This window comes from Agrobacterium sp. LAD9 (assembly GCF_003031125.1).
GTDB lineage: Bacteria > Pseudomonadota > Alphaproteobacteria > Rhizobiales > Rhizobiaceae > Agrobacterium > Agrobacterium radiobacter.
Window position 1 is genome coordinate 84,391 of sequence record NZ_PHGS01000013.1, and the last position, 12,650, is coordinate 97,040.

General features: G+C 52.1%; 11 protein-coding genes. 1 reads left to right on the top strand and 10 read right to left on the bottom strand.

Annotated elements, in window-relative coordinates; genetic code table 11:
• Positions 1 to 99 precede the first annotated feature (99 nt).
• The 5 genes from DA915_RS14180 to DA915_RS14200 all read right to left on the bottom strand — a co-directional run bounded on the left by DA915_RS14180 (position 100) and on the right by DA915_RS14200 (position 5,750).
• Positions 100 to 1,158 carry a LysR family transcriptional regulator gene (locus DA915_RS14180; protein WP_107676236.1) on the bottom strand — a complete coding sequence of 353 codons (1,059 nt, stop codon included), beginning with the start codon at positions 1,156 to 1,158 and terminating at the stop codon, positions 100 to 102.
• Between the two features lie 176 nt (positions 1,159 to 1,334).
• Positions 1,335 to 2,702: an amidohydrolase family protein gene (locus tag DA915_RS14185; protein ID WP_107676237.1), complete on the bottom strand. Its 1,368-nt coding sequence runs from the start codon at positions 2,700 to 2,702 to the stop codon at positions 1,335 to 1,337.
• Positions 2,703 to 2,777: 75 nt separating this feature from the next.
• Positions 2,778 to 3,563 carry an ATP-binding cassette domain-containing protein gene (locus tag DA915_RS14190; protein ID WP_107676238.1) on the bottom strand — a complete coding sequence of 262 codons (786 nt, stop codon included), beginning with the start codon at positions 3,561 to 3,563 and terminating at the stop codon, positions 2,778 to 2,780.
• Positions 3,560 to 4,690: an ABC transporter permease gene (locus tag DA915_RS14195; RefSeq protein ID WP_107676239.1), complete on the bottom strand. Its 1,131-nt coding sequence runs from the start codon at positions 4,688 to 4,690 to the stop codon at positions 3,560 to 3,562. Before DA915_RS14195 ends, DA915_RS14190 begins: the two co-directional genes overlap by 4 nt.
• Before the next feature lie 55 nt (positions 4,691 to 4,745).
• Entirely contained in the window at positions 4,746 to 5,750 is a 1,005-nt protein-coding gene (locus DA915_RS14200) for a substrate-binding domain-containing protein (protein ID WP_107676240.1), read from the bottom strand.
• A 113-nt stretch (positions 5,751 to 5,863) separates the two neighbouring features.
• Between DA915_RS14200 and DA915_RS14205 the strand changes: the two genes are divergently transcribed.
• Positions 5,864 to 6,874: a LacI family DNA-binding transcriptional regulator gene (locus DA915_RS14205; protein ID WP_192886513.1), complete on the top strand. Its 1,011-nt coding sequence runs from the start codon at positions 5,864 to 5,866 to the stop codon at positions 6,872 to 6,874.
• 28 nt (positions 6,875 to 6,902) lie between these two features.
• On the opposite strand, the gene DA915_RS14210 is transcribed toward DA915_RS14205, so the two are convergent.
• The 5 genes from DA915_RS14210 to DA915_RS14230 are packed head-to-tail and all read right to left on the bottom strand — an operon-like array spanning position 6,903 to position 12,603.
• Positions 6,903 to 8,075 carry an MFS transporter gene (locus DA915_RS14210; protein ID WP_244600730.1) on the bottom strand — a complete coding sequence of 391 codons (1,173 nt, stop codon included), beginning with the start codon at positions 8,073 to 8,075 and terminating at the stop codon, positions 6,903 to 6,905.
• Positions 8,072 to 9,001, bottom strand: a complete 930-nt coding sequence (locus DA915_RS14215; protein WP_107676243.1) for a phytanoyl-CoA dioxygenase — start codon at positions 8,999 to 9,001, stop codon at positions 8,072 to 8,074. The genes DA915_RS14210 and DA915_RS14215 overlap by 4 nt, the downstream gene beginning before the upstream one ends.
• Positions 8,979 to 10,358, bottom strand: a complete 1,380-nt coding sequence (locus tag DA915_RS14220) for a hypothetical protein (RefSeq protein WP_107676244.1) — start codon at positions 10,356 to 10,358, stop codon at positions 8,979 to 8,981. The genes DA915_RS14215 and DA915_RS14220 overlap by 23 nt, the downstream gene beginning before the upstream one ends.
• A gap of 56 nt (positions 10,359 to 10,414) precedes the next feature.
• Complete coding sequence (locus DA915_RS14225; RefSeq protein WP_153064557.1) at positions 10,415 to 10,813, bottom strand: hypothetical protein; 399 nt, start codon at positions 10,811 to 10,813, stop codon at positions 10,415 to 10,417.
• Positions 10,814 to 10,857: 44 nt separating this feature from the next.
• Positions 10,858 to 12,603 carry an ABC transporter ATP-binding protein gene (locus DA915_RS14230; RefSeq protein ID WP_107676246.1) on the bottom strand — a complete coding sequence of 582 codons (1,746 nt, stop codon included), beginning with the start codon at positions 12,601 to 12,603 and terminating at the stop codon, positions 10,858 to 10,860.
• Positions 12,604 to 12,650 lie beyond the last annotated feature (47 nt).

Here is a 12,650-nt window from a genome sequence, read left to right on the forward strand (position 1 = left end):
TGGTTCGTCGAATCGTGAGCGACCCTATGATGCAACCTCTTGAACTCGCAGGTTTTTTGGAAGAAGTCGCGCAGGGTTATCTGTTGATATCAGAAGAACTTAATCGACTTGAGTCGGAGTCGACGAAGAAATAGTTTTCAACATCTTGCGCAAGCTTTCCTCTCTCTCCAGACGGCCTGATGGAAACGTCAAATCGCTTTTGAATGACGGGTTTGTACTGAAGACGTACACGAGCCAATCATAAACGGCTCCGACCGCCTTGGATTGGCGGCGGTTAGCTGCGGAAATCAGGTAAATGGGAAGAGATACATGAACGCCTAGATCTAGGGGAACCAGTTCTGGATCTGCGAGAACATAGTTCCCGAGCAGACCGACGCCCGCGTCGTTCTTGATTAGCGCAAAATAGGCTAGCGAATTTTCGCAGTGGTGCGTCTGATGTCCGGTATTCACGAGCTTACGCCAGCCATTCCAAATCTCCCGATCAGAATCGTAGTATTTGCACTGTATGTAAGCATGCTGAGGAATGGATTGTCGCAAGGGAATGCCAAATCTCTTAACATACTCCCGGCTGGCAACCGGGATCAAATGTAGGGTTCCAATCTGTATGCAGTCTACATCTGCCCGTGAAATGGAAGACAACGAGACCATTAAATCAGCTTGATTTTTCTCGAAGTTGACCAGCGAGACCTGCTCCTTGATATCGAGACTGAGGCGCGGATAATTGGCGCTGAGCTGGGAGACAGAGGGAGCCACAATGGCTACTGCCAAGCCCGACGTTACGCTGACGACAACCCGGCCGGTAACAGCATCGATGTCGTCTTTCAGGTCATTTGACGCGACGAATAGCTTGAAGTCGAGGTCGGCGGCTTCCATAGCCAGTTTCCGTCCCATCTCGGTCAACGTGACGCCAGAAAAGGTGGAAATCACCAACTGCGACCCGATTTGATCCTGTAGGCGCTTTACATCTCGGCTCACGGTGGGGGCGCTGGTACCAAGCAATTCGGCGGCCCTCGAAAAAGACGGGCTTTTTGCTACGGCAAGAAATGTCCTCAATTCTCGCCAGATCGCAGGCGATAGAAGAGCGGGTATCTCCAATGGGGATTTGTCTAGATCGGTACGTTCACTGCCGAACGGAATGGGAGGCACGGCTTTCGTCATGGCAACCTCTCGTTGGCTAAAAGCAATCTATATACTTAAAGCCGCAGAAAGAGCAACTGCTTGAAATGAATGACGAGGATCTGGCGAAATTAACCAACCCTCAAGAGCAATTGGTTCTAGCGCAACATCGGTTAGCGAAGAATCAGCTTCCTCGACCCACGTTAGTGCATACCGGTTCAGGCTTTGCCGCTATCGCGAATGCCTTTGGGCGGAAAGCCAAAAGCCCTCTCGTGACCGTGCGCTTTAACAATCTCCATAGTAGCACCACGCAACGTATCCTTCTTGGTTGTCAGATCGTAATAATCGTATGGGTTATCGGTCATGAAGAAACGCGCCAAGCCAAGCCCCTGACTTTCAGAAAGAAGCCCCTCAGACATCTCCTTCTGAAGAGTTCGACTGAACCAGTTGCGGCATTGGTGGCTGTATCCCACAGATGCCGCTGGCAGATGAGCGTCTCCGCCGAATATGAAGAGTTTGTTTGTCGGAGCGGCGTGCATGAACCGCCGCAAGAAGTCGCTGGCGTGCAGCGGATTGATGCTCCAAGCCCAACACATGTCTACCGAAACGTTTGTGTAGTGTTTCGCCAACGCGATCATCTCGTCCGAGTGAGGATAGGCAATGTGCATCAAGACGAAGCGAGTGCGAGGGTTCGCCCTGATCAAACCGTCAAGATTTCCGGCCCGTAGGTTTTCGGTTGGCATGAAGTTGTTTTTCGCAAAATAACCCGTGTGGATTTTCCACGGCAGATTATGAGCTGCGCATTGCTCCGCGATACGCGATAAACACCAGTCGCCAAGGCATAGGCGGTCGGCTTCCGATGCGCCTGATCTGGCTTGTCGGACATTCCACAGAGCCAGGGCGGCCTCTTCGTTACTGCGTGGGCTCCACTTTAACGTTCTGGCGTAGGCGTGCTGCGTCTTCACTGCCACTGCATAACTGGAGCTGATCGCAAACAATGTGCCGATTGCGGCTTCCAAGGCTTCAAGAGATTCTATTTTCTCCCCGAGCTGACTTTCAATCTGATTGAAATCCGGGCTGCCTGCCGCAAAGTCGAACATATTCAGGTCGTACAGGAAGAAATCCTGACCTATGATTTCGAGCGGCAAAGGTCTTGAATTGGTGTCAATCTGGACATGATCCAGACCGGCGATTTCCTTCAGAATCGCAAGCCGCTCTCCTTTCTTCCCTGGATACGGGTTGCTCTGCTGCGCCGTCGCCACGGCATCTGAAGTTAGCTCATCAATTGCAAAGACGCGCTTGGCGGCTAACTTCACCGCCTCGGCGTAACCAGTGTGTTGAATGTTATTCCAGTATGACTGGATGTCCCTGAACCGTTTGCCCGAATCTCCGCTGGCTGGATCAATGAGCGCCGCCAGTTTTTCTTCTGGGGCGCCTGCAGATTGCAGATCATGAACGACATAGTTGTCGAAGAGCTGCGTGAGCACGTCTGGCTTCGACGCGCAATAATAATGCTCATACTCCGTGTGCTCGTGGGTGCTGCACATCGCGCTGGAGTAGATAAAATCTGTCAGTTCTGTAGGCATTGAAGCCTCCTTTCGTGATACTCGTTACGAAGCCGTCTTCGACGGCTTCAATGCAATTCTGCTTAGGCCCGAAACTCAGGCATCCCTCGAGACGAGCTCCGTTAGGCCTTGCAGGTCCACTTCTCCCCGCTCAAACGAGCCGATGGCGCGGCCCCTTGCAAACACAATAAGATGGTCCGCAATCTCGAGCGCGTGATTGAAGTTGTGGGTAATAAGAATGACAGCGTTGCCCATCTGTCGTGCCCGGTCGATGTGCTCGATTACCCGGGTCGCTTGTCTGACCGCTAGGGCGGCCGTCGGCTCGTCCAGAATGAGGCAGGAGGAGCCGAAATACATTGCTCTAGCAATGGCAAGAGATTGTTTCTGACCACCAGATAGTGTCGCCGCCCTTGAGCGCAGGCTCCCCCTTAGCTTGACGCCTAACCCATCGAGAGCTTCTTTTGCGAGACGATCGGCCGCCTTGGCATCATAAATCCGGAATTTCCAGAATCCCTTGGTAGGCTCTTGCCCGAGGACGATGTTCCGGGTGACGGAGAGAAGATCGCAGACGGCGAGATCCTGATAACACGTTGCGATCCCGAGCGCTCTGGCCTCATTGGGGCCGGCGAGGGTTACTTTCTTACCCTTGAACCGCAGCTCGCCCGCGTCCGGCCGATAGACGCCTGAAAGGATCTTGATCAGCGTCGACTTTCCAGCGCCGTTATCCCCCAGGAGAACTGTTACCTTGCCGGCCCAGGCTTTCAGCGAGACGTCGGAAAGCGCTGTGGTCGCGCCGAAATATTTCGCGATGTTGACGGCTTCAAGGACGGGTGTCGCATCAACAGATTGAGCTGTACGTTTTGGCTGGACATGGATCGTCATTTCGGCACCTCGCGGTTCGCCTGCGAGGCGACGGAAGCTTTACTCTTGTCCGCATCATGTCCTGCAATGCGCAATGGCAATGCACGCTGCCCAGTGTCTCCTGCCGATTCTTCTCCTGTCATCGGAGCAATGCGCAATATGAGAGTGCTGAACCAGTTGTTCACCAGAACAGCGCCGACGACGATCACACCCATAATTGTCGTATAAAGAAATCCCGGCGCAGAAACGAGCACGAGGCCCGTTTGAATAGACGCGAGTACGATCGCGCCCATCATCGCGCCGATTGCAGAACCATACCCTCCCGACAGGAGCGTTCCTCCGATAACGGAAACCGCAACAGCCTGGAGTTCAATCCCCGTCCCCCGCATGGCGTCGACACTGGCAAATCGCGCGACCTGCATAACACCGACAATTCCTGCGAGACCTCCGGAAAGAACAAAAGCCAGAATGGTCGTCCTGTTTACGTTAACTCCCAGGTTATGGGCCGCTTTCGGATTTTGACCTACAGCCTGAATCCAGTTGCCAAGCCGCGTTCTGAGCAACAGGATCGTTGCAAGACAGGTGATCAGGATAAACCAGACGAGCGACATCCTCATCCCGCCAAACAGCATTGGACCGGCGATTACGTTGGAAACTGCCCGAGGCATGTCAACGGATTTTGGAAAGCCTCCGGTGAAGGCGAGAAGCATGCCTCGATAGACGAGCGACGTCCCCAAGGTGATGATGAAGGAATGGATACCGGTCTTTGTCTGGAGAAGGCCATTGATCAGACCAAGCGTGCATGCTCCGACGATAGCCAGGAAAATGGCGATGACCGGAGGAAGTCCAAGGTCGTTCATAAGCGTGACGACAAAAAAGGACGTCAATCCCAGAATCGCGCCAACCGACAGGTCGAAGTGACCTGCAATCAGAAGAATTGTCATTCCGATGCTGACGATGCCCAGTTCCGCCGCAACGCTACTGACCGAAGCCAAAGTTGGAATTGTCAGAAATAGCGGCGACATGATGCTGAATAGAGTGATGACGACGATTGCAGCGCCGACTGCGGTGAATTCGGGGCGCAACAGCAATTCACGCGTACGCTCAATTGCGTTTCCCGAACGCTCAGAAAGGTATTTTTGAGACATGATGTTGATCCAATCGCGTTAATAGGTCTCGGCAACCGCCGAGACCAAAAACAGATTACCGGTAGCCGGCTGAAACAAGGGGGGCGACTTTGTCGATATTCGATTGATCGACAATTGCTGGTCCGGTGAGAAATGCATTCGCCGGGATGAGGCCATATTTTAAGTAATGCGTCATCAGCAGGACCGGCATGTAGCCGCGCCAATATTGCTGCTGATCGATCGTAAAGTTAAGTTTCCCGGACTTCAGTGCCGCCACACCATTTTCGTCCAGATCCCAGCCGGCAAGCAAAAGATCTGAAATCTCTGCCCTTTCTTTAGCTTCAAGATAAGGGGCAATTGGTGAGCATGCGGAAACCATGGCTCTTGTATCCGTATGCGCTCGCAGATAATTGGTCATCGTCTCGGCGATCTGGCCGGGGTCGAGCGTAAGTTCCTGGACTTCAGCCGTCAGATTTGCAGCTTTCAGAGTGTCGACGACACCAGCTGCGCGTGGTTGGCAGGTCGCGCTGTCACCTGGCTGCGGATTGCCGACGACGACATGACCGGTCTTGATGGTTTCGAGCAATTTCTTTGCGATAGCGACGCCGCCCGCGTATTCATCGGCGCCAACGTGGAAGAGGAAAGGGTCGCTAAAATCACGCAGCTGCGTTCCCTTCCCCGCTTGTGGTCCCAACGCACTTCCAAAGGCTATGCCTTGCGCTTTGCCCTGCTCAATGATGTCATAATAGGATTTGTCGTCCCCGATGCCATTGATGATAATTCCGTCAGCACCGCCAGCAATTGCTGCCGTGATGGTCTCGACTTGCGCCGGAAGAGTGGGGGTACTTGGAAAGACATAGGTGAAATCGACACCCAGGTCCTTGGCGGCATCCTCAGCCCCCTTGTTCAGATAGGCGAAAAAGCCGGTCGGTGCAGCTACACCAATGTGTACGATTTTTAGGCGCTTGTTCTCGGCAGACGCCGGCGCAGCCGAGACAACCGCGGCAATAATTGCGGTTGAAACCACCCTCAGAAAAGTCTTAATCCCGAAGCCGGGAGCTTTGTGGTCATTCAAATTCATTTTGTTCCATCCTCTGATCGCGCCACTTTGGTGACATCTCTAACAAAATGAGTTTAGACTGTTGGTATCCCACTAGGAACTTCAACAATGTTGGGAATCCAACAGAGGCAGATATGAAGGTCGGTAAGAAGGCGTCTTTCGCGGACGTGGCAATAGCTGCTGGCGTCAGCATTGGGACGGTGGACCGCGTCATCAATGGGCGTGGCAATGTAAAGCCTGAAACAGAACAGCGTGTTCTAAAGTACGCCCGAGAGCTTCGCCTGGATCGTATGCTTAGTCTTCGGCCAACCCGAATCTTGAAGCTTGGTGTAGTACTGCAAAACCGCAGCAATCCGTTCTACATGGAACTGGCGGATGCGTTAAAGCGATGCGCCTCTGACTACAGTTACCTCAATTTTCAGGTTGCCTTCTACTTTTATGAGCGTCTCGATTATCGCGATGTCGTGGAAAAGATCGGGATGGCATCAGCCGGCTGTGATGGTGTTTTGGTGGACGTATTCGACCATCCGCAGATAAGAGATATGCTTCAGAGGCTAGCCACCAGTTTGCCCGTCTTTACGCTGGCATCAGATCTCCCAGGTATCGGGAGCATCAGCTTCATCGGAGTCGATGCCCGATCGGAAGGGAGGGTCGCCGGAGAATTGATGGGGCGATTTTTGGGCGCGGCAGGGGGCGATGTTTTGCTCATTTCCGGTCTTCAATCCTTCCATTGTCATGAACAACGAGAAATGGGCTTCCGATCCATCCTGAGAGATAGATTCCCACAATGCACCTTTGCGAGGCCTGTAGAGAGCCAGGAAGACGAGGTTTCCACGGAACTTCTTGTTAAAACCGCTCTTTCGGAACATGAAAATATTGCCGGTATCTACAATATTTCTGTCGGGAGTAAAGCGATAGCCGAGCTTCTTAATAGCACCGGCAAACGGAAGGTATTGCTTATCAGCCATGAGCTGACGCAAGAAAACAGAGGATTGCTAAAAGAGGGCTTGGTTGACGCAATCATAGATCAGGATCCCGTGTCCGAGGCTCGAGTTGCCGTGCAGAGATTTTTAGCTCATTACGGCAGATACGATGGTGAGCCCGGCCGGCCCGAGTTTCGCATCTTCTTGCAAGAAAACTGCTAAGGAAACATTTCCTAGGTGGTGCAGTCGCCTAATGGCTGCGTCGCATAGCAACCGCTGGAACAAAAAATATCGTTACGAGAAGAAAAGGAACCATGGCGAGCAAAGCCCACCGCAAGCCAATTCCTTGCGATAGAAAGCCGAAAAGAGGTGGTCCACAGTAGACAAGCAGCGTTTGTACGGTTGAAAATGACGCCACGTTCTCGGCCGGGGATCGATCGCCAATCGACGCTGCGGCCGATACTGATTGGGGGTGTGCCGTGCTGACACCGAAACCGATAAGCAATATACCCAGAAGGGCAATCCATACATTGGTGGAGACCGCAACGATGGCGCATCCGCTAGCACCGATCAAGATCATTCCCACAGCAACAGTTGCCTTACCGTAGCGCTTGATAAGCGGGTCTGACGCAAGTCTCCCCAAGGCTTGACTGAGGATCACGAGAGGCAAGGCCAGCGCGGCGAGTTCTCCGGGAGCATTGATGATATCACGAAGATAAATAATTCCCCAGTTTCGGGTGATGCCTTCCACAATTACTGTCGCTGAGGCATAAGCGAGTATGTACAGAACAGCCCGTGTCGGAAGAATCATGGAAGGTGGCCCGGCATAATTTTCTGCGTCGGGCTCCCATCTGTTTCTACTGTAAGCAGCCGAAAGAACGGCCGTGAGAGCCAAGAACGTACAGCCGAACTGAACACGGAAGTCTATTTCCATCGCTACTAGAGCCGCGCCGATGAGGGACGCCGCCAACAGCGAAATGCTCCACACCCCATGGCACTTGTTCAGAAGCGGCCGGCCTTGGGACTTCTCCATTTGATGTGCCAAAACGTTGACCGAAACGTTGGCAAGTGCGAGAGCAGCACCCTGTATGGCCAAAGATGTCGCGGCAGAAAAAGCCGAGCCGGCGAGCCCGGTTAGAAGCGGGCACGCGCTAAACATAATTGTAAAGGCGATACTGGCGCGCTTGGCGCCGATTTGCGGTATAAGCCTGGTGAGGAATACGCTGCCAACGATGATTCCCACAGGAATGCCAAGCAAGACTAAGCCAAACTCAAAGTTCGTGGCACCTAATGCTATCTGTAGATCGGGCAGTCTGGACAAGAAGCCGCCCAGCGTTGTCGCGTAGGCCACGAAAGCGATAAATAGAGATTTTGTTCGGTTACGATCACTCTCAGAGGCCACGCTTTTCATTTTAGAAATCACCAAGTCTGAAGGCCGAGCAGTTTCCTGCCAAGCTCATTGAGAGTAGCGGGGCCATATCGAAGTTGCTCCCAACCCCGTGGATCGCCAGGGAACGCACCGCTGGGGAGCTTTTTCATATTTCTCCACACATCAATGCGCTCATCTCTTTCCGCAGAATCGGGCTTGGCGGGATACATCGAGATGTATTGTGCAATTCGGGCACGGTTGCGAGATCGATTGGGCCTGACGCCATGGGGCTGCAACGAATTGAAGATCACCAAGTCACCGGGGTTCATGACCAGGAGTGTTGGTGAAAAGCCCGCGAGATCGGGCCGTAACGGATCGCGATCCTCGGGCTGGCGAGAAATCCAGTTCTCGAGGTCCGAAAACAACTCCGGCACACACTGGAACCCCCCAATTTCTTCGTCCTGGCCGGAGAGGCTGAGGACACCTTGTACGCCGATCGGAAGAGGCCTGAGTGATGTGTCGACATCCCAATGAATGAAACCAGGCTTTCCACTCTGCTCAGGATTGGGAACGTTGAGATTGGCTCGGTCCAAAGCAACCCACAGATCCTCGCGATCCCAGATATCCACAAATGCATCGTAGATCCGCTTCGATTGCCGAAGATCCCACATCAGTTGATGATGGTAAATCTCCAACATTCCTGTACCATTAAGTTCCTTCATTCTGTGCGGCAATCGGTCGCTCGAGAGCCAGGTATCATGGCGATTTGGATCTTTTTCGTCGAACTCCCACAACACGTTCACCAATTGCCGAACTAACTCTGCGTCCGCGGCCTCGCGAATGATGATATAACCTTTGCTGGTCCATTGGTGCCAGTCAGCGTCTGACAATACCCGAAGTGGCAACCTCTTCTTTATGTCCTTGAGTTGGACACCAGAATTATCTGTGGGATGACCATCAGCGTGTTCCGCACGTCTCATTGTTTTCCTCCTCGCAACGAACTGCACAACGATTTTCTACAAAACGGGAAAGGGCGGCGGTGAAAGCCGGGCTCGGCTTGGAGCGGCGCGCTAGAGAGAGAGCGTCGTAGCCCGAACCGGCATCTACAATCTCAACGCCGCAGGCCTTCAGGTAATACTCAAGAGATGCGGACGATAAAGTCCTATCGCCGATGCCAAGAAGGAATATTTCGAGGGTCTTTTGCCAGGCCGCATCGCAGTTGCGGGGAGATCTGGCTAACTTATGTAACTCCTCCACACTGACTGCGCCCGCTCGCTGCCGGTTCTGATGCGCCGACGAAACAAACGATATTTCATGACCACTGCGACTTTTGATTGGAAAGCGCAGCCAAGTGTCGATGATGGAGGCTCCATTAGCAATGGCAAGTAACTGCCTCCGAGGGTTGGTCACAAGCCAAAACGCAGGGTCGAAGACCGCGTTTCGCACTTGAGGGAAAGGGATCGTGCCCTGCTGCCGGAGTGAAAAAATGGCGATACCAAGTTCGTCGTCTTCCGCTTGCTCGAGGCTGATATCGTATCCCCCGGCGGCACAATAGGCGGAAGCACGGAACGCTGTGTGTGGTCCTTCCGTGGTAAAGAACCGCGCACCATAAAAATATCCATTCAATCGCGAGAGCTGCCTTGCCTCCAAAACTCTGTTTCCGAGAAACAGATCTGGTACAGGTGGTTCAACTCCGATGTAGTCATCGCCAGTTGCGGTGTATCCGTAGAACAACGGTCCGCTCAGAATATCTAGGCACGGGTCGGAGAAGCGTTCCCCAATTATCCGACCGTAGTTGTCGGGCGTAAAGCAGCAATCGATATCGTTGGAAACGATAATCAGGTCATCGACTAAAAACCGGAGGGCTCGCGAGACAATAGCATCACACAATATCGCCCTGATCCGGCCAATGGGATAGGACCTCCCGAAATTTTCGCTGGCGACAGAGAAATCGTCGAGACGGCAATACTGATTGAGATACGAGCAAACGTTGCTGGCAAGTTTATCCACGTCGCTGTGTAAGCTAGGTGCGTCGGCATTGATCAGCACGACCACGTGCCCTCCGGCCTTGCCAATATGGTTCACGTGGCTGACAAGAGCTTGCAAATTTGGCTGCTCCAATGCATAGCAAGGAATTGCCGAAACGATGCGCTGGCCCGTGTAGGCTGAAATTTGATGAGCGATGCTATCACTCGCTTCCAGATCCGGAGAAGCGAATTTCGTAGCGAGATAGGTTTCTGCCTCGCGCAGAAAGCCGAAGCGTTGATCAGTATCTATCTTGCGCTCAGCCCATTTTCGACGAAAACTCGGCCTGATAAAATCTGGCTGTCTAGTCAACACATTTTCTCCCAGAAATGCCGGTTTCTAAACTTCGGAGGGGTTCTCCAGTGGCGCTACATGTTGGCCAGATGTGTAAGCTTCGAAACATTCGCATTGCCGGCTTGCTGCCGCACGATGTGATATCCCCACGATGCCCGTCTTCGCGGCGGGTCGGTGACCGTCCCATTTGCTGTCTGTTTGCTTGCTGCAACCAAGTCGATAAATCTCGCCGAAATTGCCACAACCGTCTTCGCAGAAACGACAATTTCATTAACTCGGGCAGAGGCGATATCGATGTACTGCACACCGGGAATACTAAGGCTCAACGTTGGCACTACGGGATCGAGTATCCGGTTGACGGCGTCAGACTTAATTTCGTTAAGTATAAATGCCACGGTCCCAAAACGGCTGTATCGATATCCTCTTACTATTAGTTCCTCGGGTATCCGGTCGTTAATTTTAGCGATCTCCATTGCGATTCTAATTCCCATCGCCCCATCCTCCCGCTCGCTCTCCTTCACAACAACACATGCGATTCAGTTGGAGATTTCCCGTCCTTTAAGCGGCGGAAGACTTCGCTGTTCTCACTTACCTCTGAGTATGAGCCAATATCGACTATTCGGCCCTTATCCATCACGATGATCTTGTCAAATAACCTCGTTAATTCGATATTATGAGTTGCAACAAGGAAGGTCTTATTAGGAAATCCGGAAAGTATTCTTTCATATATCTTGAGTTCGTTTGCCGCATCGACGCTGCTTGTCGGCTCATCCATCATCATAATTTCAAAGGCAGGTGCGTAAAAAACACCTCGGGCCAATGCAAGGCGTTGTTTCTGTCCACCCGAAAGGCTCGACCCATTCTCTCGCATTTCGGCCTTCAAACCTTCAGGTTGCCGAAGGAGAACCTCATCAAAGGTCGAATAAGAAAGAGCCCGCTCTAAATCCCCGAGGTCGTTGACCGCGCCCAACAATATGTTTTCCTGGATCGTGTCTTCGAATACCTCGGGATTCTGAGGCACAAGTAGCGCCATCGATGACAACACAGCGAGGTTGTCATGCTGGTCGCCGTCGATTGTTACTTTGACTGTATCGGGGGTATGTATCCCCGCGAGCAGAAGAAGAAGCGACGACTTGCCGCAACCGCTTTCGCCCACAAGCGCTATCTTTTGTCCCGATTCAAATGACAACGAGCACATCAAGGAGGAGTGCTGAGTGTCACGCGTAAATTTAAGGCCTTCAATTGCCACTGTGTGGAAGGAACGAGAATTAACATGCTCATCAGTATTGACGCTGTCATTCCGGAGATCTGAGAGAGCTTCCATGTCAATATTCCACTGGATAATCTTCTGATACTCCTGGGAAAACGAACGGAAGGTGTTGGTGAATCTGTCCACGTATTGATAGACAGCTGTAACATTACCCGCAAGCACGGCCCCATTTCTGCTGAGCTCACTTGCGATGTAATATAATACGCTGAGTATTTGCATCGTCGTCATAAGCATGGTTACGCAGAACCACTTGGCGGCGTTAACAATGCCATTGGCCCGCATCGTCGGGGCATAACCTTGACCGAGTGATCGTTCGAGCCTTTCGCCAGTGTAACTGGCAGCGCGATAGGCAATGATGGTCAATACTTTCGGCAGCAAATCGAGAAGCGTAGAAGAAATTCGATGGCTGACGGTGTTGATGGTTCGATACCAGCGAGCAAGGCGACCGTCAAAATAGCGGATCAGTAAAAGTGCAACTGTTGCCATTACGAGAGCGCCTAACGAGATCTCCGGGATAAACAGATAAAGCGCAATCAAAGATCCCAGAAACATGACGGCAAACTCGATGTAAACGAATTGCATCGTTATGAACGAGAACAGCGCGAGAGATGATATATTTATTCTGTTTATTATATCTCCGCTGTGGTGGGATTGGTGCCATGCGACAGGCTGGCGCAGTAGGGTATCATATGATGTTCGTATAAATCTTTGTTTTGCGCGGTAAGCCACGTGAAATTCGATATATCGGCCGATTCGGTGAAACAAATTGAAGGCAAAGAAAAGGAGCCCCCATACAAGAAGCCAATACACTACAACGGGTATTATGTTTTCTTTCGCTTCAAGCTGCACCGCGTTTACTATTTTCAGGAATACGAAGGGATATAGGAGCTCGCAGATCGTCGCTAATATATGCAGCGCGTAGAACGAAAGAATCAAATGCCGAGAGCCAGCTGCAATCGTCCACATTCTCCGAAACAAATCTAAATACGCCATTTATCGCTTCTTCTTTGTAGGCACAGTGACAGCGCGCTGCGATAACT

What these genes read in the sequence shown, in the direction of transcription:
- DA915_RS14180 (WP_107676236.1), bottom strand. Translation starts at nt 1,158, where the DNA reads ATGACGAAAGCCGTGCCTCCCATTCCGTTCGGCAGTGAACGTACCGAT.
- DA915_RS14185 (WP_107676237.1), bottom strand. Translation starts at nt 2,702, where the DNA reads ATGCCTACAGAACTGACAGATTTTATCTACTCCAGCGCGATGTGCAGC.
- DA915_RS14190 (WP_107676238.1), bottom strand. Translation starts at nt 3,563, where the DNA reads ATGACGATCCATGTCCAGCCAAAACGTACAGCTCAATCTGTTGATGCG.
- DA915_RS14195 (WP_107676239.1), bottom strand. Translation starts at nt 4,690, where the DNA reads ATGTCTCAAAAATACCTTTCTGAGCGTTCGGGAAACGCAATTGAGCGT.
- DA915_RS14200 (WP_107676240.1), bottom strand. Translation starts at nt 5,750, where the DNA reads ATGAATTTGAATGACCACAAAGCTCCCGGCTTCGGGATTAAGACTTTT.
- DA915_RS14205 (WP_192886513.1), top strand. Translation starts at nt 5,864, where the DNA reads ATGAAGGTCGGTAAGAAGGCGTCTTTCGCGGACGTGGCAATAGCTGCT.
- DA915_RS14215 (WP_107676243.1), bottom strand. Translation starts at nt 9,001, where the DNA reads ATGAGACGTGCGGAACACGCTGATGGTCATCCCACAGATAATTCTGGT.
- DA915_RS14225 (WP_153064557.1), bottom strand. Translation starts at nt 10,813, where the DNA reads ATGGAGATCGCTAAAATTAACGACCGGATACCCGAGGAACTAATAGTA.
- DA915_RS14230 (WP_107676246.1), bottom strand. Translation starts at nt 12,603, where the DNA reads ATGGCGTATTTAGATTTGTTTCGGAGAATGTGGACGATTGCAGCTGGC.